The following is an 18,870-nucleotide window of genomic DNA, read 5'->3' as shown; positions in this document are numbered from 1 at the left end:
ATTATCATTTATTTTAATGAAACAGACTAAACAACAACTTGCACAGCGCAGGCTTATTCAGGAGCAAGCATCATGTTGAAAACCATCACTTTTGCCATTTTACATTTCGGCGTTGCCTTCAGCATCGCTTATCTGCTCACCGGCAGCATCGGCATTTCCAGCGCCGTGGCGCTGATCGAGCCGATGGCCAACACCGTGGTGTTTTATTTCCACGAAAAAGCATGGCAGCGCCATGAGCGCAAAAAAGGCATCAAAGCCGCCGCCAAAGCCAAATTTCCGCTGCATCAATGCGTGGGCAATTGAAATGAAATATGTTACCCTGCCCCGGTTTACACCACAACCATAGGGAAACAGCATGAGCCTGATTATTGAAGACATCACCACCGGCCAGGGCAAAGAAGCCGAAAAAGGCAAAGAAATTACCGTGCATTACACAGGCTGGCTGCAAGACGGCACCAAATTTGATTCCAGCCTCGACCGCCGCCAGCCGCTCACCATCGTGCTGGGCGCAGGCCAGGTGATTCAGGGCTGGGACGAAGGTTTCAGCGGCATGAAAGAAGGCGGCAAACGCAAGCTCACCATTCCGCCTGAAATGGGCTACGGCGCGCGCGGCGCCGGCGGTGTGATTCCGCCTAATGCCACTTTGGTGTTTGAAGTGGAATTGCTCAAAGTGTATGAATAAATAAACGCATATTGGGAAAAGGTCGTCTGAACGTCAGCAAACCGGTGCTGTTCAGACGGCCTTTTGCGCCTTCTTTTTTGAATTTGCTATAATCGGTGCATCAATCATCACAGAAAGCACATTATGAGCCTGCCCGCCTGCCCGCAATGCGGTTCCGAATTCACTTATCACGACGGCGTTCAGCTGGTTTGCCCCGAATGTGCGTATGAATGGCAAGAGGGCGAAGCCACCGAAGCCGCTTTGGTGATCAAAGATGCCAACGGCACGCCGCTGGCCGATGGCGACACCGTGGTGTTGGTTAAAGATTTGAAAGTGAAAGGCTCTTCGCAAGTGATCAAGCAGGGCACTAAAGTGAAAGGTATCCGCCTGCAGGAGGGAGATCACGATATTGCCTGCAAAATCGAAGGCAGCGCCATGAATTTGAAATCGGAATTTGTGAAAAAAGCCTGATGATATAAAAAACCAAAGGCCGTCTGAAAACTATTCAGACGGCCTTTGTTTAGAAACCGAAAACTGCCGCCCGTAGGGTGTGTGCCATAGGCACGCACGCGTTTTATTGATTCGGCAATTAAATATTGAACATTTTCAGATGCCGGCAAACAAGCCTTTGGCTTGTTGCCCTCTCCCTAGCCCTCTCCCACGGGAGAGGGAACAGGTTTCTGCTGCGGGCAAGAGGATGTGAATATTCAATAATTAGTTGCCGTATCTATAAGCGGTTTGTGTTGACTTGCTAACGAGAAAAACCGAGGCCGTCTGAAACATTCATTAATGTTTCAGACGGCCTTGTGTTGAATGAAAAACGCGTGCGTGCCTATGGCACACACTCTACAGGAAGGCTGCGCTTTTTAGCGGCGCCATGTGCCGCCATCGAGATAATCCAGCAGCGCCTGTAACATTTCGCGTTGTTCGGCGGCATGGCCGTGGCGGGCTTCAACGTTGATGTAGCCGATGCCGTGGCGGGCGGCATAAACCGAGAGCGAGCCGTCGTCGCGCACGCGATGGTTGTTTTGCAGCATGGCGTTGAAGCCGCGCGATTTGAAATAGACAAACGCGGCTTCATCGGTGGTGTAGAAATAATCATCGGGGCTGTGCGCGGGGTTGATAAACACGGCGGCCGTGTCTTCAGCCAGCGCGCCGCGGGTGTAGCTGCCGATATCGGTGCCGCCGCTGCGGTTGTTGTGCACGGCCACGATAAAGGCGGCGCGGCGCAAGTGATGTTGGAGCAGATAATCGGCAAAACCGGCGATGGTTTCTTGCGCCGCTTCGCTGCGGTTGCCGCCCTGCGCCAAAGTGGCGGTGCGGCCGGCGGCGGTGTAGATGCGGTTGGGGTCGAAGCGGGCGGGCCGGTCTGCCGCTTCAAAATGGATTTGGCGGCGGCCGTCGTGGTTCAACACCAATAAACAGCCTTGCCCCCGCGCCGCCAAAACATCAAGCGTGGCGCGGCGGGCGGTGGCTTCGTTTTCGTGCGGTTGGTAAAACAACACGCCGGCTATCGGCGGCCCTGCGCAATAGCGCTGCACCGCCACATAATGCTTGGCGTCGAGCGCAACGGTTTCGCTCGTTTCGCTATGCGGCAGCGCGGCGGCCGGACTTTGGCAGGCGGCCAAAAGCGGCAGCCAGCAAAAGATTTTGAATGAGTTGGCATTAAACATGGTTGATTATACCAAACACTTGAAACAGGGATTTCTAATACCCATTCGAAAAAAATAACCTAACTGCGTTGTCTCGCCTTGCCGTACTAGATGTACTGTCTTCGGCTCGCCGCCTTGTTATCTTATTTTTCGAATGGGTATAATTGAACATAAGCATCACAGCAAAAGGCCGTCTGAAAATTTTTCAGACGGCCTTTGAACGGATGAATCTTCAGGGCACGATAATATTGAAGATATAAGCGGCCATGTTCACCAGCAACACCACGCCGTAAAGAATATTGGTGCGCCCCTGATTGAGCGAGAGCATCACGATAAACACGGAAAGCCCCAGCAACACCATCGATTTGATGTCCAGCCCCAGCACCAGGTTGATGTCGTAAATCAGGCACACGGCCACCACGGTGGGCACGCTCAAGCCGATACAGGCCAGCGCCGAGCCGAGCGACAGATTGAGGCTGGTTTGCAGATGATTGCGGCTGGCGGCGCGCACAGCGGCCAGCCCCTCCGGCAGCAGCACCACCGCGGCGATAATCACGCCCACTAGCGAAGCCGGTGCGCCGATAGAGGCCACCATGCCTTCCACCGCCGGCGAGAGCGATTTGGCCAGCAACACCACAATCGCCAAGCAAATCAGCAAAAAGCCCAGGCTGGTTAAGGTCACTTTCAGCGAGGGCGGCGCGGCATGATGGTGGCCGTCTTCATCATCATCGGCCAAAAAATAATCGCGGTGGCGCACGGTTTGCACCATGATAAACGCGCTGTAGAGCACCAGCGAAGCAATCGCCACAAAAATCAGCTGGGCATCGTTATAGGTGGGGCCGGGCGTGCTGGTGGTGAAATTGGGCAGCACCAGCGTGAGTACCAAAATCGACACCAACACAATCAGCGCGGTGTTGGCCGATTTTTTGCCGAAAAACTGCTCGCGGTATTTCCAGCCGCCAATCAGCAGGCACAAGCCCAAAATGCCGTTGAGAATCAGCATAATCGCCGCAAAAATGGTGTCGCGGGCGAGATAGGCGGCATTGTCGCCGCCGGCCACCATCAGCGAAATAATCAGCGCCACTTCGATAATAGTGATGGCCACCGCCAAAATAATCGTGCCGAAAGGCTCGCCCACTTTGTGTGCCACCACTTCGGCGTGATACACCGCCGAGAGTACGCTGCCGGCCAGCAATATTGCCGCCACCGCCTCGAGCCAGCCGCTGCCCGATATGCCGATAAAATAAAGCCCCCAAGCCAAAAGCGGCAGAATAAGCGACCACAAGGGCAGCGGGAAGGTTTTTTTCTTTGCCATAGGTGTGTGTTTCCTGATTAATTGAATTTATGGGAATGCAAAAAAGTATACATGAAAGCGATGGAAAAGAAATCAGGCTGCCAAAGGGCAAAATGAAAAATCATGATAAATAGAGGAAAATAGCGCCAATTGGCGCTTTATGGTAGCTATTTACCGTATTAAATAGCGGTGATATCCATTCAAAAAATAAGCTTGCAAGGCGGAAGCCTGCGACAGTACAGACAGTACGGCAAGGCGAGGCAACGCAGTAAGGTTATTTTTTTGGATGGGTATGAAAAAGTTTCAGACGGCCTTTTGCTAAAAGCCGCCCAAGCAATTGCTATGCAGACGCCATTAGGCTTTGCCCGAAATATTCGCCCGCCTGCACGCCGGGCAGGGTGAAGAAATAGCCGCCGCCGAAGGGGCTGATGTATTCTTCCAGCGGCTCGCCGTTGAGCAGGTTTTGCACAAAGATAAAGCCGTCGGCCAGATTGGCTTGGTAGCAGATAAACACAAGCCCCACATCCAATTGGCCGGATTTGGCCAGGCCGCGCGAATAGTCGAAAGGTCGTCTGAACAATTGGTGTTTCTGCATAAATTCGGGGCTGCGCGGGTTGGCTAGGCGCATATGGCTGTCGTGGGGAATGGTTTTGCCTTGCGGGTCGGCGGCGTAGTTGGGGCTGTCGTGTTCGTTTTTCATGCCCAGTAGGGCGCCGCTGTATTTTTCGCGCCCGAAAATGGTTTCTTGCTCTTGCAAGGGAGTACGGTCCCAAAATTCGACAAAATGACGAATCAGGCGCACGGCTTGATAGCTGCCGTTTTTCGCCCAAGCGGGCTCATCGAGGCTGTTGGCGGCGATGCCGGTCCACAATACTTCATCGGCGGTTTGGGGGTTGCTCACATCGGGGTTGCCGCTGCCGTCGCGAAAGCCGAACAGGTTGCGCGCGGCGGCGCCGGGCTCGGTTTTGGGTAAAAAGCCGTCGATGCTCCAGCGGATAATGGCGTATTGGGCGGTGTTTTTCACCAAGTCGCGCAGGGCGTTTTGGCAGGTTTCGGGGGAAAGAGCGCAGATTTGGAGGCTGAAATCGCCGTCGCACCATTCGGCGGCCAGTTTGTCGTTGGGAAAACGCGCCATTTCAATCAGGTGCTTGGGCTTTTTATCGGCCAGCCCGAAACGCGCATCAAACAGGCTGGCGCCCACGGATACGGTGATGGTGAGGCCGTCGGGGCGGAAGGTTTTGCCCAAGAGGCCGCTGCCGGCGGGCGGCAGCTTGGCGTCGCCGTCGGGCAATTCGCCGCCACGGGTAAGGAATTCGATGCGGGCGGTGAGGGTGCGCAATAGGTTTTCAAGTTGGCTCGGCGTTTGTGCGGACACGTCAAACGCGGCCATGATGGCAAACGGCTGGTGCGGGGTGGTGATGCCTTGCTGGTGGGTGCCGTAGCAGGGGTAACTTTCGCGGCTGTGTTGGGCGGCATCGGTTTTTTCATCGGCGCGGCCTTTTTTCTCGCCATAGGCAAAGCCGCCTGCGGCAGCGGCAAGGCCGGCGGCACCGGCGGCGAGCGCGCCTTTGAGCAGGGTGCGTTTGGCGGGTTGGGCGGGGGTGTGGGATTGGGTCATGGTTGGATGTTGGGTTGGGGTTGATGAATCAGGTTTTCAGACGGCCTGAGCTGCTTAGGCCGTCTGAAAGTTTTGTAATGGGCAGGTCGGATTCTTGCATCCGACATTTGTTTGCAAAACAAGCTTGCCGCGTTTGTTTTGGCCTTGGCGGCCAAATGTCGGATTCGAGAATCCGACCTACGGGCTTAGTATAAAAATGCCGGCAAAATCCACTCGTCAGAGTTTTTCAGAGCTTTCTTAACATGACAAAACTTGTTCAGACGGCCTTTATTGTTTAAAAGGCCGTCTGAAAGCCTGTTGTACGGCAAAAGTGTTAATTCAAACCCAGTGTGCCGCGCAGTTGCGCCAAATCTTCGGCCAGCGCGTTAATCGGCGCTTGCAGTGCTTTGCGGTCGGCTTCGGTGAGTTTGTCGTAGGTTTCAAAGCCGTTGGCGGTTTGGTATTTGGCTAGAATATTGTTGACGGTTTTGAAATTGGCATCGGTTTTGTCGAGCAGCGCCTGATTTTTTTCGGCAATCAGCGGGCGGAACAAATCGACAATTTTTTGTGCGCCTTCGATATTGGCTTGGAAGTCGCTCAAATCGGTGTGGCTGTAGCGGTCTTCTTCGCCGCTGATTTTGCTGCCGGCCACTTCTTCCACCAGCACCGCCGCGCCGCCCACCACTTTATTGGGCGGGAACGACAGCACGTCGATTTCTTGTTGCAGGGTTTTCACATCGGCCAGCAATTTGTCGGCAATCTCGTTTACGCCGGCGGTGCTGTTTTCCACCCACAGCGCGTATTCGATGCGGTGAAAGCCGGTGAAGGCCGGGTCTTTGGGGCCTTGTTTGAAATCGTCTTCGCGCGCATCAATGGCCGGATCGAGCTCGTTAAACAGCTCGGCAATCGGCTCGATGCGCTCATAGTGATAGCGGGTGGCGGCAAACAGCGATTTGGCTTTGGCGATATTGCCAGCTTTCACGGCGGCGGTGAATTCGGTGGTTTTGGCCACTAAATCTTTGGCTTCGGCCTGCACATAGGCTTTGTATTCGGCCAAGGGCTGTTCCAGCTTGGCCATATCGGCTTGCGATGCGGTGGCTTTAAAGCCGCTGTCGGTGACGGTGAGCTTGCCGCGCGGGTTGGTGAGCAGGCCGCAGGTCATTTCGTATTCGCCGGGCAACAGCGTTACCGTCATTTTATCGGCCAGGCCGGGGGCGATGTTTTCACGCTCATCTACCACCATCACGCCTTTTAAAATTTCCCATTCAAGTTTGCGCCCGCTGTTGTTTTGAATATTGAACACGGTTTGGCCGCTGGGCACGGTGAGCGCCATCGGCTCACAGGCGGCATCGTTCACGGCAATGCTCACGCTGCCGTCGGTATTGGCCGCAGATGCGCCGGATGCGGTGGCCGGTGTGTCGGCTGCGGGCGGTTGGCAGGCGCTGAGGCCTAAGGCAAGCAAGGCGGATAAGGCAGTGATGCGAAATGTTTTCATGTTGAATCTCAATGGTGGTTAAAAATAATGTTCAGACGGCCTTGATAGGTAAGGATCAATTCAAAAAAATAATATGGCAAGACAATGATTTAGCTTGTTTTCGGGCTTGGATTTAAAGGCTTGGTGCCGCGCAAAAACCAATACAACACCGGCACCAAATACAGCAGCCACACGCCGATTTCGCCCCAAGTGGGGTGGTCGGTATAGCCGAAAAAGCCGCCCAAAAGCACGCCCAGCGGGCTGTCTTCATGCAGGATATGCGCCGAATGAAAGGCAATGCCCTGCAAATGGTTCCACACGCCCGCTTCGTGCAGCGCGCGCAGCGAGCCGGCCAGCAAACCGGCAGCCACCACAATTAAAAACACGCCGGTGTAGCGGAAAAATTTGGCCAAATTCAGCCGCATGCCACCCTGATAAATCAGCGTGCCCATCACCGCCGCTGCGGCCAAGCCCAGCAGCGCGCCCACCGGCATGCGCCAAGAAGGGCTTTGCTCAAACACCGCAATTAAGAAAAATACGCTCTCCAGCCCTTCCCGTGCCACCGCCAAAAACGCCATCCCCACCAGCGCCCAGCCCTGGCCGTTGCCGCGGTTTAACGCCGCCTGCACCGATTGCTGCAGATGCTGCTTCATCGAGCGGGCGGCTTTTTTCATCCACAAAATCATATAGGTAATCATGGCCACCGCCACCAAGCCGATAATGCCCACCACCAGCTCTTGCTGCTTTTGCGGGATTTCGCCGGTTTCTTGATGGATGCCATAGCCCACCGCCAAACACAAGAGCACCGCCAGCGCCACACCCAGCCACACTTTGGGCATCAAATGGCCGTGGCCGGACTGCTTTAAAAAGCCGGCCACAATGCCCACAATCAGCGCGGCTTCAATGCCTTCGCGCAGCATGATTAAAAAAGCGATAAACATGGTTGAGATGCCTAGTATAGGAACGATTGCCAATCTATTCCTATTTAATTAGAAATACAAATTGTTTTTATTTGTGAAAAGCGGTGAAATGATTGCGAAAAGATAAAGAGGCCGTCTGAAAAATATTCAGACGGCCTCATGCCTATTTTAAAAAACAACCTGACAAAATAAAGATGATTTATACCCATTCAAAAAAGTAAGCTAACAAGGCGGAAGCCTGCGACAGTACAGATAGTACGGCAAGGCGAGACAACGAAGTTAGGCTATTTTTTGGATTGGTATTACAACGCTATCGGCGTAGATTGGCTTAGCCGCAGGCGTCACCCCATAAAACCCGGATGGCTTTATAAAATCAATCTGTTGATAAGCAAATGTTGGGTTGCGGCTTTGGCGGTCGCCAGCCCAGCCATTGGTTTGCGGCTTGTTTTCTCGTTAGCTTATTTTTTCAATTGGCGTCAGATGAATCGACAAAACGATATGATGTGCGTTTGCGCACAGGCAGCCGGATATGCGGTTTGGCCGGTTTGGCAGCCGCTTGGGGCGCAGGCAGGATGCCCAGCTCGATTTGCTGCGCTTGGCTCAGAAGATTGCGCCAGTCGCCCTGCCGATACCAATCGGGGCCGTCGAGTTCGAACGGATGCTGGATGCGCTCCGAGCCGTTGCCGCATTGCAAATCGGTGGCGGCACAATATTTGTCGCAGCCCCAGCAGATGCGATCGGGGTTTTTGGGGAAAATAGGAAATTTTTTGGCCATAAATGCGGCTTTGCAATTGATTTCTGCTGCACTTTACGCTTATATTCACTTGTAAACAATATCACTTTTCCATGCTGCGGCTGCTTTTGTGCAAATTTAAAAATATGTGCAAATTTAAAAATAGCCTTTTATTACAGATTGTTGTCTTTACAAAAGCAAACAGTCATCTGATTGTCAAACAGCGCTGACACACTGCCGATATGCTGCCTTGCCCGCACCATTTGCGCTTTATCCGCTCTAACTTTCTCCAACCCCACAGAAGGCGCCGCTTATGTCCCCCAATCTCGAAGGCTCAGGCCGCAAGCTGTTTATTCTCGACACCAATGTGCTGCTGCACGACCCGACCAGCCTGTTTAAATTCAAAGAGCATGATCTTTATATCCCCATCATCACGCTCGAAGAAATGGATGCACACAAAAAAGGCATGTCCGACGTGGCGCGCAATGCCCGCCAGGCCAGCCGCTTTCTCGATGAAATGATTAATGCCGGCCCGCATCTTTTGAGCAGCGGCATTCCGCTTTCCTGCACCGGCCGCAGCGAAGCGCAGGGCAAGCTCGTGCTGCAAACCCACATCGAAGCCGCACCGCTGCCCGAGAGCCTGCCCACTGGCAAGGGCGACAACCAAATTCTCGCCATTGTGAAGGCGCTTTCCGACAAAATCAGCGATTACGATGATGTGGCCTTGGTGTCTAAAGACATCAATATCCGCATCAAAGCGCGCGCGCTCGGGCTGCACGCCGAAGACTACACCAACGATAAAGTGCTGGAAGACAGCGATATCCTTTATAGCGGCTACCGCGAGCTGGCGCCCGATTTTTGGGCAAACAACGGCACCCATCTGAATTCGTGGCAAGAAGCCGGCAGCGTGTTTTACGAAGTGGCCGGCCCCGATATCGACGCTTTGCGCGTAAACGAATTGCTGCTCGACCACAACGAAGCGCAAACCCTGCAAGTGCGCGTAATCGAGCAGCAAGGCGGGCGCGCCACCCTGCAAACCGTGAAAGACTACAGCAATATCCGCCACAACGTGTTCGGCATCACCGCGCGCAACTGGGGGCAGAATTACGCGCTCAATCTTTTGATGAACCCTGAAATCGATTTGGTCACCATTCTCGGCCAGGCCGGCACCGGCAAAACCCTGCTCACCCTAGCCGCCGCACTCAACCAAACGCTCGACCATAAACGCTACAACGAAATCATCATGACCCGCATCACCGTGCCTGTGGGTGAAGACATCGGCTTTCTGCCCGGCAGCGAAGAAGAAAAAATGAACCCGTGGATGGGCGCGCTCGAAGACAACCTCGAAGTGCTCACCGGCCTGGGCAGCGAGGGCGACCCCGAATTCGGCACCTGGGCCAAAAAAGCCACCGCCGATTTAATCCGCGCCCGCATCAAGGTGAAATCGCTCAACTTTATGCGCGGGCGCACGTTTCAGAATAAATTTCTGATTATCGACGAAGCGCAAAACCTCACGCCCAAGCAAATGAAAACCCTGATTACCCGCGCCGGCAACGGCACCAAAGTGGTGTGTTTGGGCAACCTCGCCCAAATCGACACGCCCTATCTCACCGAAGGCAGCAGCGGCCTGGCTTATGTGGTCGACCGCTTTCAGGGCTGGCCGCATTTCGGCCACATCACCTTGCAACAAGGCGAGCGCTCGCGGCTGGCCGATTTCGCGGTGGAAGTGTTGTAATCTTTAAAACGCTCAAAGGCCGTCTGAAAAGCATTGCCGCCTTTCAGACGGCCTTTGGCACGATAAAAGCCCATCCAACGGCATTTGCACCGCGTCCCTACTCAAACGGCGCAAAACCGCGTAAAATATGCCCCAAATCATTGAATAATACCCCATTCAAAAATAAGCCGACAAAGCGGCACAAGGCCACCGGGTTGCTTTTTGAATGGGGTATAAGCAGGCAGTGCACACTGCCTGTCTTTATTTATCGGATACCAAAATGACAAACCAACACACTCCGCAGGCCGAAGAGGCTCAGCTCGACGAAAACCAAATCATTGCTTTGCGCCGTGAAAAACTAAACGAAATCCGCCAACACGGTATCGCCTTTCCCAACCACTTCCAACGCGACAGCTTTGCCGGCGATTTGCAGGCGCAATACGGCGCGCTCGAAAAAGCCGATTTAGATCCGCAGGAAATTCCCGTTAAAGTGGCCGGCCGCATGATGCTCAAACGCGCCATGGGCAAAGCCAGCTTCGCCACCATTCAAGACATGAGCGGCCAAATCCAGCTCTATATCAACAATCAAGGCGTGGGTGAAGAAGCGCATCAAACCTTCAAACATTGGGACATGGGTGACATCATCGCCGCCGAGGGCAGCTTGTTTAAAACCAACCACGGCGAGCTCACCGTGCGCGTGAGCAAGCTGCATCTGCTGTCTAAATCCTTGCGCCCGCTGCCCGACAAACACCACGGCCTCGCCGATCAGGAAACCAAATACCGCCAACGCTATGTGGATCTGATTACCAGCCAGGAATCGCGCGATACCTTTATCAAGCGCAGCCAGATTATCCAAACCGTGCGCCACCATATGGTAAACGAACGCTATCTCGAGGTGGAAACCCCGATGATGCACTCAATTCCCGGCGGTGCCACGGCCAAGCCTTTCGCCACCCACCACAACGCGCTCGATATGCCGCTTTACTTGCGCATTGCGCCCGAGTTGTATTTAAAGCGGCTGGTGGTCGGCGGCTTGGAGCGCGTGTTTGAAATTAACCGCAGCTTCCGCAACGAAGGCATGAGCACCCGCCACAATCCCGAATTCACCATGATGGAATTCTACGAAGCCTTCTGCACCTACCAGCGCATGATGGAAATGACCGAAGGCGTAATCCGTGCCGCCGCCATTGCCGCCTGCGGCAGCGCCAAAATCAGCTACAACGGCCGCGAAGTGGATTTGGAAAGCCCGTTTGAGCGCCTCACCATTCTGGAAGCCATTCAAAAATACAATCCGCAATACACCCACGAGCAGCTGAATGATGAAGCATGGCTGAAGCAGGAAATCGTCAAACACGGCGAAAAAATCCCACCCGCGCCCGGCATCGGCAGCCTGCAACTGGCCTTGTTTGAAGGCTGCGCCGAAGGCAAACTGTGGAACCCCACCTTTATCATCGACTACCCGATTGAAGTATCACCCTTAGCGCGCGCATCCGACAGCAAACCCGGCCTCACCGACCGCTTCGAATTATTCGTGGTCGGTCGCGAGCTGGCCAACGGCTATTCGGAATTGAACGATCCCGAAGACCAGGCCGCCCGCTTCAAAGCGCAAGTGGCGCAAAAAGATGCCGGCGACGACGAAGCCATGCACTACGATGCCGACTACATCCGCGCCATGGAATACGGCCTGCCGCCCACCGGCGGCTGCGGCATCGGGCTGGATCGCTTGGTGATGCTGCTCACCGATGCGCCCAGCATCCGCGATGTGATTTTGTTCCCGCAAATGCGGCCGGAATAAACAGCGGTAAAGCAAAAGGCCGTCTGAAAGTTTTGTTTCAGACGGCCTTTTACTGATTTGCACAAGAGAAAATGTCGGATACAAGTGGGCGTAGGTCGGATTCTCGAATCCGACGCTTGTTCGCAGAACAAGATTTTTCGGGGCTGAGAAAATGTCGGATACAAGTATCCGACCTACAACGTTATTGGCCGTCTGAACAAAAAACATAGATCCGATTGGCTTTGTCAAAATATAAATATAGTGGAATGAATGAAAAACTTATAAAAAAATAAGAAATTTAGCATCGTGTGCAGGGTGTGTGGCGCAGCCACGCACGCGGTTTAAACGGCTTCTGCATATGGCTTGTTACATTCGCCTGTATAAGTTTTTCTTTCCTTCCACTATAAATCGCAATCGTACGCATGATACACAAAGATGATATATTGCACAGTCAACATAGTTATTTAAATTAATTTGCAATTAACTGATTTTATTGCGAATTTAGTTTGAACTTTTTTTGAGAATGCAATAAGCCTGCATCTATGCTTAAGTCATAGATGCAGGCTTTGTTAATTATGGTTAGGCTGCTTGATGCCGCGATTTGTCGTATGGCTGGCCTGTTTTGAAGATATAGTAGGCGAGTTTTGCCAGTTTGCGCATAATGGCCACGATAATCACCATCTTTGGCTTGCCTGATTCTTGCAGATTTTTTACAAATTGCGGAAATGCGCCCATTCTGAACGCTACGAGGGCGGGCATAAATAGCGATTGCTTTAGCTTTTTATGCCCGTATTTGTTTTTTCGTTTCCTGTCCACGCTTGTGCCTGATTGTTCGATTTTTGGGCTTAATCCCGCGAATGAGATGAATTTATTAGCCGTCTGAAATGGTTTTGCCATGAGATGGTGAAGCAGCATTAATGCTGTTTCTTTGCCGATAGCGGGTATTGTTTTGATGTTTTCAAAATGCCGTGTTAAAGCATTTTGTTGCTTAATCAGGCTGTCTAATTCGCTGGCCGTTTGGTCAAGCTTGGCGTCAAGAAAGCAGATTATTGCCTTGTGAGTATCAGCTATAAAATCGTCTTGTGATGCGTGCAGCCTATTTTTTGCCTGTTTTATTTGTTCTTTAAGTTGCAATTGCAAATTTATCAGGCGCTGTAGCTGCCTATCGTGTGGAATGGTATAGGTATTAAGTCTGTCTGAATGGCGCTTAGCATAATCTGCTATTAACGCTGAATCGGCTCTATCCGTCTTGGTGTGGCAAAATACGCTTTTTGCGTATTCTTTTATCTTAAGCGGATTAATGACGTAAACAGGTGCATGGCGGCTCAGGTAATCTGCTGCTTGCTCATAGTAGATTCCCGTTGCTTCCATTGCCACTAAAAATTTACGCACTTTCTTTGTTTTAATCCAGTCTTGCAAGACCCTGCAACCGTTTATGCTGTTCTCTATCTTCAAATAGCTTTTATCTCCTTTTGTCGGATCTAGACAAACGTCTATTGTGTCTTTTGATATATCCAATCCAATTACATTCACGGGCAATTATCCTTATCTATACAGCCTACCGAAGCGGCTTTGATGATATTCAATTTTCGGAGTTGGGTAGGCAATCCGGCATATCTTTGTGGCAACTTTAATGCTGGTTTTGGCCGCTTTACTGCCTAGATTGCCTTGGTTCGGATATGCGCATATCCGAGCCGTCTTTATGGTACATGATTAGGTTTGAAGCGTCTTCAGGTAAGGTTGCTTAGCGTGCCGTGCCACTGGTATTTTTTATCGGTCTGGTATCGCTTCAGTCAGGGTTAAACGCGATTTAAAAGACAATTTGCCCGGGTTGCAAGGGGTATTCATAAAGACGATAAAGCCGTCTTTACAAACCTTCCCCTTGCAACCCGGGCAAATCATCTTTTAAGTCAATCGCAACCCCGACCGATGCGATACCAGACCGATAAAAAAAACAGTGTCACTAAGGTTTGCCCCTCTCTCAGCTCCTCCATCCCGATGAAGCGGGGAAAGTGCAGAACGAGAAAGATTTTATGTTAATGGAAAAATCCCCGGTGACGAACTAATCAACTGAAAATAGAAAGGAAAATTATGATTTAGATTTGAACAATTGGAACCAAAATGCAGCAGGCGGGAAAAGCAAAAATCCCCAAGCTGCAACTTAGGGATTTTGCTTTACCTGCCGAGTTTTTAACCAAGCAGGAGATTTTTAAAATGCAAATTACCTTGAGATTTGGGAAATTGCTTTTTACAGTCAAGATTGACGTTAGAGCTATATTAGCGTTGATTATGCTGTTTAGTCAATAACCCGCCCAGTTTATAAACGGCCACGAACGTGGCCGTTTTTTGCACTGGTAGGTTGAGTAATTTAATCAACTATTAAAATAGAGTATCAAAAACAATCTAATGAATTCAAACATGCCAAAATTAACCAAAGCAATAATGCACATGAAGTGAATATTCAAATCTCGTTCAGACTCATAATCGGTATATCTGATTTTCATTAATTGAGGCCTCCTTTTGCGTAATTGTCGTACATGAGGCTTTGCGGCGATTTCCCGCCCATTACGGCCACTTGGCGGCCTGAGGTGGCATGCGTATCAGCAGGCTGGCTATAGGCCGCCTGAAAGGCTTGACTATCGTCTTTATACGGGTTGAACGGTATACCGTTCTTGACGTATTCGCGGCACATGGCTTCTGTGACTTCGGCAAGCGGCGTGGCTTGATCGCTATAGCAGGTGCAACCGCTTTGGCCGCCGCCAACGCAGGCCGCGATACGCTCATAGGTTTTTACTTGGCGCACGCTGTTGTAAAGCGGCTTGGATTCGGGCTTTTCGGCCAGCGTGGGCACAAACAGCGTGGCGGTCAAATCGCCGCCCATAGAAGCAGATGGGGCCCTATTGGACACCTGCATTTCAGGTATTGATTCGGCTTGCTGGCTTTGTTCTTGTGTCTGTACAACTTCGGGATTAACGCCGCGCTGGTATGAACTATAAACGCCGTAGCCTTTCCAGCCGATAAAACCCAAAATCAGCACAAGCGCCCAGACGGCTTTAGGTATCTTCTGGCGCATACCTTTATGCTGATTGGATGATTTATAATACGGAAACGCTTTTTTAGGCGGCTTGAAGCCTGATGATTCAACGCCTGATACGGCGGCGGGATTGTCTAGGCTGGTAACGCATTTGTACCAACTGTATTGCTTCAGGCCGATGGCTTTACGCTCAATATGTGTATGTTTCGAAACGAGGTTGCGGACAAAAATATCAAGCTGGCTGGGGTGTTGGGTCATCAAGATAACGGTGTGGCCGTGGTGACGCAGCTCAGTCAATTCTTGGATATAGGGCGGCACACCGCGAGCCGCTGCCCGAACGGGATAGGTGTAATGTGCTTCGTCCACGATTAACACCGCGCCTTGCGGTATCACATCACGCAGCGGGGCGGCCTGAATTTGCTCTTCTGTTAGTTCGTGAGCCTTGAACTTTTTGGCGTTTAAGCCGTCAACGTGGCAAAAATAAAGCGGCCTATCTACTTCGGTGCCGTCTTCCAGCGTCATTTTAAATAGATTGTCTTCGTTGTCTAAAATCATGGCGACCACGCGGCTTGTTTTGCCGGTGCCCATGTTGCCTGTGAATAAATAGATCATGATTTACCCCCAGCCGGTACTAGCATAGTTATTTTGTTAATTGTTGTCATAGCGACCTTAAAAGCGAATGCACCAAATATATAGCCCAAACCTTGGCCAAACCCCGAAATTAAAAGGAGATTCAATATATCAACAGGCATAGACTGCATATTTTGAACTATGTAGTCTTTAAAAGTAGTCATTGCAACGGAATAACCAGCATATGTAACAGCGGCAACACCAAACGCAATCAACAACCTTACAACAAGATATTTGAGCGTCAACGCTATAAATGGTATCAAAGCAACAGGCATTATTTATCACTCCTCAATCCGCCAAAGCTTATATAAGCAGCTGCAACAGTAAAAGCCAAAAGGATCATGAAACGGACATTTTCCAAAAAAGAACATAAAGGGGAATAATCAATCCTGAATTCGCGGCCAACAACATGAAAAATTTTAGGTTGAGGACAAACACCGTTTAACGGTAAAAAATTATCTGGCTGCCAAGTCGTATCATTAACTGCTTGAGGTATTTCTATATCATCAAATATAGATTCATCAGGCTCACCCATTAGCTGGCAGGCGAGAATATCGGGGAAAAGGCTACACAAGAAGCCTTCTTGCGGCTTTTCATCAGGCTTATCGTCTGGATTTGGATTAGGGTTTGGATTGGGATTGGGATTTGGGTTAGGTTTTGGCTGGCCGTCTGAACCGGGTGAACCGTCTGAACCGGGCGAACCGTCTGAGCCGGGTGAACCGTCTGAACCGGGCGAACCGTCTGAACCGGGCTGGCCGCCTGTGTTGCTGCCGGGGTTTGAACCGGTGCTACCGCCCGTACTTGGCGCTTGCGGGGAATCGGGTTGCAAATCGGGGCGTGGCACATCGTGAGAGGTGACACGCGTTTCAGGCTGGCCGGCGGCGTTGATGATGGTTGTAAAATTCCAAACGGTTTGTACAACTTGCCCATTGGCGTTTGTGTAGGGCAATGATTGTGCTGTCGTATTGTTGAGGACGGTTACGCCTGCTTCAGATTCGCCGGGGACTTCACCACTTTGATAGGCGGTTGCGTTTACAAATCTATCTGGTGACTGATCGGCCTGAGGGCCGATAATTTCATCAAATTCCGATTGTGTTATTACTTTATCCCTATTTTCCTCTATTCGCCAAATTGCCAAAGCTCTTTCATCACCATTTTTAACAACCTCACAAATACCGGTATAGAGCGAGCCATTAGGCGTGTAATCGTGAAACGCACCGCGAGCAATAGTATGCTTCAGTAAAGATGTAGCTTTATTGCATAGGCCGTCAGCGGCGTATTTATACGAGGTGTAGCCATATTTATAGCTATCTTTTGATATGCCATATCGCGCCATAATAGTTTGTTTATTGTCAGACGCTTCTACGACCATGACGTAGTCTTTTGTTGTGACAAAATCCTTTTTGTCATTATCCCAAACGTAATCTTCTGCCCTCAAAAGTGGCTCAACAAGCGTATAGGCGGTGTAGGCGTTGTAAGCCCAACCAACGGGGCCGGTGCCGACACCCACAGCAGCGCCACCGCCGACACGAGCGAGCTTCAAGAGGTTTGTTAGTACTGTTTTTTTGGGGACTTTTTTATTTATGACAACGGGGACGGTATTGGCGGAACGAACTTTGCGCTCTAAATCACGAATGAACAAATTTCTATCATATTTAGCCGAATACTCTTTAACAAAATTGCCGTCTAAGGTTCTCCAAGTACGAATACCGTTAGCATTGTAATCACCAACGGGATAACCTAATTTACCTGTAGACGGCACGACCTGCAATTCAGCACTAAACGCGACAAAACTAAAGCCGAATAGAATAACGGCCATAATAAAATGCAGTTGAAATTTGACTATCATAATGTTCCGACCAACTGAACCCATTTTCATTAAAATGAATTTTCAAAATAGAACCATCCTCAAAAAAGACGACAACATCATCTAAATAAGTTCTATTCAAATAAAATTGAAAATAGCTTTTTGCGAAGTTAATAAAATAATCTGCATTGACAGGATATTTATCTTTCAAAATAAATAATTCAGACATGCAGATAGCATTAAGCTTTTGATTAAAATATTCTTTAACCGTATCTTGTTTGAATCTTAATTCGTCTTCTGTGATATAAAACATCTTAAATTCTCACTTTCGTTATTGGTTTGTCGAAAGCGTGAATTTAGCATATTTATCAGTCTTTAAAAATCATCATGCCGATGATGACGGGCACGGCAAGGCCTAGCAAAAAGTAGATATCAATCATTTAAGCAGCCTTTTTATGACAATTACAAAGTAGCACGCGGCCATAACGCCAAAGACGAGCCAGCCGATTTCTAAGCCGTTCTTAACGCTTTCGGCAGGATTGCATTCGGGCAGATTTGCTTGGATGATTTGGCCGTTTAGCTGCCACGCAGTGCCGTTGTGTTCGGGCTTTATGATTTGGCCCTCTTGTGTAAGCACAGGTACCACCAAGCCGAAATAGACGTTTTCGGCCTGTTGCTGCTCTAAACATTGATTTCCGACTTGGTAGTACATTTCAGGCCTTCTTAGCGCAAAACACGGCGAACGAGTGAGAAGACGAAAAGAGCAGCAATAGCACCAATTACGAGCCAACCGGCTTCAATACCATCAGATTTTGCGCCTTCAATGGCGGTTTTTGCTTCTTCAGGGATTGCCGCATAGGCTTGCGCAGCCAAGGCGAGCGGAGCGGCCACTACAACAGCCAGTTTTGCGCCGTGGCGCTTTGCTTGATTCATGAATTTCATGATTGTTTTCCTTTAAAAAAATAGATGTTGCGGGCTATGTGAAGGATATCCAAGCCACCCGCCGAGCTTGAAACTGGTTATTTTTCGGCTCTTACAAAAAACGAGAAAATAACAAACTCATTCCCGATTTCTTCCACACCCGCGCTTAATGCGTCTTCTCGCGTGTCGTAATGACCCGCAGATTTAATATTGGGTGTTTGGCCGACATCCCCGAACGGATCAGGATAGAGAAACTCATGTGTTTCCAAATCCTGAACGATGTACTTTTCTTCAAATTGAGACATAAAGCCCCCCCCCTTTTCAGTTAAGACTTGGCAGGCGCTTGAGGCTGAACACTGAAATCACGAAGTACAGGCGATAAGCCTTTGCCCGTTGAAGTCATTTCAACCGTGATTACGACCGCAATGGGAAATTTGAGGTTTTCCAAGCGCTTGAAATTGTCGGAATCGCCAAAGCGCATATTGGCCGCTGTAAAGCCCACTGCATTGCCCGTTTGAGACGGCATTTGCGTGGCAACGAGCACGGTACAGCTATCGATTTTGTTACCGTCGATATCGCCCTTGAATTTCTTTGCACCCAACAAAGTTGCGGGGTATTGGACAATCTGATTTTGTTCAAACATTTCATTTCCTTTCAAT

The 18,870-nt window shown here is 50.5% G+C and carries 20 protein-coding genes; 5 read left to right on the top strand and 15 right to left on the bottom strand.

Features of this window, described 5'->3' with window-relative positions; all coding sequences use genetic code 11:
* Nucleotides 1-72 precede the first annotated feature (72 nt).
* The 3 genes from LVJ78_RS00210 to LVJ78_RS00200 all read left to right on the top strand — a co-directional run bounded on the left by LVJ78_RS00210 (nucleotide 73) and on the right by LVJ78_RS00200 (nucleotide 1,132).
* On the top strand, nucleotides 73-303 hold the full coding sequence (locus LVJ78_RS00210; RefSeq protein WP_132952696.1) for a DUF2061 domain-containing protein: 231 nt from the start codon (nucleotides 73-75) through the stop codon (nucleotides 301-303).
* 52 nt (nucleotides 304-355) lie between these two features.
* Complete coding sequence (locus tag LVJ78_RS00205; RefSeq protein ID WP_132952694.1) at nucleotides 356-682, top strand: FKBP-type peptidyl-prolyl cis-trans isomerase; 327 nt, start codon at nucleotides 356-358, stop codon at nucleotides 680-682.
* Nucleotides 683-805: 123 nt separating this feature from the next.
* Nucleotides 806-1,132, top strand: coding sequence for a zinc ribbon domain-containing protein YjdM (locus LVJ78_RS00200; RefSeq protein WP_132952692.1), 327 nt, complete (start codon nucleotides 806-808; stop codon nucleotides 1,130-1,132).
* A 395-nt stretch (nucleotides 1,133-1,527) separates the two neighbouring features.
* Here LVJ78_RS00200 and LVJ78_RS00195 read toward each other — a convergent pair whose 3' ends face one another.
* The 6 genes from LVJ78_RS00195 to LVJ78_RS00170 form a co-directional block, all read right to left on the bottom strand.
* Entirely contained in the window at nucleotides 1,528-2,334 is an 807-nt protein-coding gene (locus LVJ78_RS00195; RefSeq protein WP_132952690.1) for a hypothetical protein, read from the bottom strand.
* A 211-nt stretch (nucleotides 2,335-2,545) separates the two neighbouring features.
* Nucleotides 2,546-3,628 (bottom strand): calcium:cation antiporter, encoded by a 1,083-nt coding sequence (locus LVJ78_RS00190; protein ID WP_132952688.1) that lies wholly within the window; start codon nucleotides 3,626-3,628, stop codon nucleotides 2,546-2,548.
* 319 nt (nucleotides 3,629-3,947) lie between these two features.
* Entirely contained in the window at nucleotides 3,948-5,225 is a 1,278-nt protein-coding gene (efeB, locus tag LVJ78_RS00185; protein ID WP_132952686.1) for an iron uptake transporter deferrochelatase/peroxidase subunit, read from the bottom strand.
* A 313-nt stretch (nucleotides 5,226-5,538) separates the two neighbouring features.
* Nucleotides 5,539-6,699, bottom strand: coding sequence for an iron uptake system protein EfeO (gene efeO / locus LVJ78_RS00180; RefSeq protein ID WP_132952684.1), 1,161 nt, complete (start codon nucleotides 6,697-6,699; stop codon nucleotides 5,539-5,541).
* Nucleotides 6,700-6,788: 89 nt separating this feature from the next.
* Nucleotides 6,789-7,619, bottom strand: coding sequence for an iron uptake transporter permease EfeU (gene efeU / locus LVJ78_RS00175; protein WP_132952682.1), 831 nt, complete (start codon nucleotides 7,617-7,619; stop codon nucleotides 6,789-6,791).
* Between the two features lie 445 nt (nucleotides 7,620-8,064).
* Nucleotides 8,065-8,373 (bottom strand): DUF3079 domain-containing protein, encoded by a 309-nt coding sequence (locus LVJ78_RS00170; protein ID WP_132952680.1) that lies wholly within the window; start codon nucleotides 8,371-8,373, stop codon nucleotides 8,065-8,067.
* A gap of 271 nt (nucleotides 8,374-8,644) precedes the next feature.
* Between LVJ78_RS00170 and LVJ78_RS00165 the strand changes: the two genes are divergently transcribed.
* Nucleotides 8,645-10,066, top strand: a complete 1,422-nt coding sequence (locus LVJ78_RS00165) for a PhoH family protein (RefSeq protein WP_132952678.1) — start codon at nucleotides 8,645-8,647, stop codon at nucleotides 10,064-10,066.
* Nucleotides 10,067-10,325: 259 nt separating this feature from the next.
* Nucleotides 10,326-11,840 (top strand): lysine--tRNA ligase, encoded by a 1,515-nt coding sequence (gene lysS / locus LVJ78_RS00160; RefSeq protein ID WP_132952676.1) that lies wholly within the window; start codon nucleotides 10,326-10,328, stop codon nucleotides 11,838-11,840.
* 558 nt (nucleotides 11,841-12,398) lie between these two features.
* On the opposite strand, the gene LVJ78_RS00155 is transcribed toward lysS, so the two are convergent.
* The 9 genes from LVJ78_RS00155 to LVJ78_RS00115 all read right to left on the bottom strand — a co-directional run bounded on the left by LVJ78_RS00155 (nucleotide 12,399) and on the right by LVJ78_RS00115 (nucleotide 18,854).
* Nucleotides 12,399-13,352, bottom strand: a complete 954-nt coding sequence (locus tag LVJ78_RS00155; protein WP_132952674.1) for an IS110 family RNA-guided transposase — start codon at nucleotides 13,350-13,352, stop codon at nucleotides 12,399-12,401.
* Between the two features lie 970 nt (nucleotides 13,353-14,322).
* On the bottom strand, nucleotides 14,323-15,465 hold the full coding sequence (locus tag LVJ78_RS00150) for a zonular occludens toxin domain-containing protein (protein WP_132952670.1): 1,143 nt from the start codon (nucleotides 15,463-15,465) through the stop codon (nucleotides 14,323-14,325).
* Nucleotides 15,462-15,758, bottom strand: coding sequence for a DUF2523 domain-containing protein (locus LVJ78_RS00145; RefSeq protein WP_132952668.1), 297 nt, complete (start codon nucleotides 15,756-15,758; stop codon nucleotides 15,462-15,464). The genes LVJ78_RS00150 and LVJ78_RS00145 overlap by 4 nt, the downstream gene beginning before the upstream one ends.
* Entirely contained in the window at nucleotides 15,758-17,302 is a 1,545-nt protein-coding gene (locus LVJ78_RS00140) for an IgG-binding virulence factor TspB family protein (protein ID WP_165870889.1), read from the bottom strand. Before LVJ78_RS00140 ends, LVJ78_RS00145 begins: the two co-directional genes overlap by 1 nt.
* Nucleotides 17,277-17,603 carry a hypothetical protein gene (locus LVJ78_RS00135; protein WP_132952665.1) on the bottom strand — a complete coding sequence of 109 codons (327 nt, stop codon included), beginning with the start codon at nucleotides 17,601-17,603 and terminating at the stop codon, nucleotides 17,277-17,279. Before LVJ78_RS00135 ends, LVJ78_RS00140 begins: the two co-directional genes overlap by 26 nt.
* A gap of 123 nt (nucleotides 17,604-17,726) precedes the next feature.
* On the bottom strand, nucleotides 17,727-18,002 hold the full coding sequence (locus LVJ78_RS00130) for a hypothetical protein (protein ID WP_132952663.1): 276 nt from the start codon (nucleotides 18,000-18,002) through the stop codon (nucleotides 17,727-17,729).
* Between the two features lie 11 nt (nucleotides 18,003-18,013).
* Nucleotides 18,014-18,232 (bottom strand): major capsid protein, encoded by a 219-nt coding sequence (locus tag LVJ78_RS00125; RefSeq protein ID WP_132952661.1) that lies wholly within the window; start codon nucleotides 18,230-18,232, stop codon nucleotides 18,014-18,016.
* A 77-nt stretch (nucleotides 18,233-18,309) separates the two neighbouring features.
* The gene (locus LVJ78_RS00120; protein ID WP_132952659.1) at nucleotides 18,310-18,516 is read right to left on the bottom strand and encodes a hypothetical protein; all 207 of its coding nucleotides are present in this window, start codon (nucleotides 18,514-18,516) and stop codon (nucleotides 18,310-18,312) included.
* 20 nt (nucleotides 18,517-18,536) lie between these two features.
* Nucleotides 18,537-18,854, bottom strand: coding sequence for a hypothetical protein (locus LVJ78_RS00115; protein WP_132952657.1), 318 nt, complete (start codon nucleotides 18,852-18,854; stop codon nucleotides 18,537-18,539).
* Nucleotides 18,855-18,870: the final 16 nt, after the last annotated feature.

This window comes from Uruburuella suis, from assembly GCF_022870845.1.
In the GTDB taxonomy this organism is placed as follows: Bacteria; Pseudomonadota; Gammaproteobacteria; order Burkholderiales; family Neisseriaceae; genus Neisseria; species Neisseria suis.
Note: the sequence above shows the minus strand (reverse complement) of the source record. Positions and strands in the feature narration are given on the sequence as shown.

Excerpts from the sequence above, each read along its gene's own strand:
- LVJ78_RS00115 (WP_132952657.1), bottom strand. The coding sequence starts at position 18,854 with ATGTTTGAACAAAATCAGATTGTCCAATACCCCGCAACTTTGTTGGGT.
- LVJ78_RS00200 (WP_132952692.1), top strand. The coding sequence starts at position 806 with ATGAGCCTGCCCGCCTGCCCGCAATGCGGTTCCGAATTCACTTATCAC.
- LVJ78_RS00170 (WP_132952680.1), bottom strand. The coding sequence starts at position 8,373 with ATGGCCAAAAAATTTCCTATTTTCCCCAAAAACCCCGATCGCATCTGC.
- efeU (WP_132952682.1), bottom strand. The coding sequence starts at position 7,619 with ATGTTTATCGCTTTTTTAATCATGCTGCGCGAAGGCATTGAAGCCGCG.
- LVJ78_RS00190 (WP_132952688.1), bottom strand. The coding sequence starts at position 3,628 with ATGGCAAAGAAAAAAACCTTCCCGCTGCCCTTGTGGTCGCTTATTCTG.
- LVJ78_RS00150 (WP_132952670.1), bottom strand. The coding sequence starts at position 15,465 with ATGATCTATTTATTCACAGGCAACATGGGCACCGGCAAAACAAGCCGC.
- LVJ78_RS00125 (WP_132952661.1), bottom strand. The coding sequence starts at position 18,232 with ATGAAATTCATGAATCAAGCAAAGCGCCACGGCGCAAAACTGGCTGTT.
- LVJ78_RS00135 (WP_132952665.1), bottom strand. The coding sequence starts at position 17,603 with ATGTTTTATATCACAGAAGACGAATTAAGATTCAAACAAGATACGGTT.
- lysS (WP_132952676.1), top strand. The coding sequence starts at position 10,326 with ATGACAAACCAACACACTCCGCAGGCCGAAGAGGCTCAGCTCGACGAA.
- LVJ78_RS00140 (WP_165870889.1), bottom strand. The coding sequence starts at position 17,302 with ATGGCCGTTATTCTATTCGGCTTTAGTTTTGTCGCGTTTAGTGCTGAA.
- efeO (WP_132952684.1), bottom strand. The coding sequence starts at position 6,699 with ATGAAAACATTTCGCATCACTGCCTTATCCGCCTTGCTTGCCTTAGGC.
- efeB (WP_132952686.1), bottom strand. The coding sequence starts at position 5,225 with ATGACCCAATCCCACACCCCCGCCCAACCCGCCAAACGCACCCTGCTC.
- LVJ78_RS00165 (WP_132952678.1), top strand. The coding sequence starts at position 8,645 with ATGTCCCCCAATCTCGAAGGCTCAGGCCGCAAGCTGTTTATTCTCGAC.
- LVJ78_RS00210 (WP_132952696.1), top strand. The coding sequence starts at position 73 with ATGTTGAAAACCATCACTTTTGCCATTTTACATTTCGGCGTTGCCTTC.
- LVJ78_RS00120 (WP_132952659.1), bottom strand. The coding sequence starts at position 18,516 with ATGTCTCAATTTGAAGAAAAGTACATCGTTCAGGATTTGGAAACACAT.
- LVJ78_RS00205 (WP_132952694.1), top strand. The coding sequence starts at position 356 with ATGAGCCTGATTATTGAAGACATCACCACCGGCCAGGGCAAAGAAGCC.
- LVJ78_RS00195 (WP_132952690.1), bottom strand. The coding sequence starts at position 2,334 with ATGTTTAATGCCAACTCATTCAAAATCTTTTGCTGGCTGCCGCTTTTG.
- LVJ78_RS00145 (WP_132952668.1), bottom strand. The coding sequence starts at position 15,758 with ATGCCTGTTGCTTTGATACCATTTATAGCGTTGACGCTCAAATATCTT.
- LVJ78_RS00130 (WP_132952663.1), bottom strand. The coding sequence starts at position 18,002 with ATGTACTACCAAGTCGGAAATCAATGTTTAGAGCAGCAACAGGCCGAA.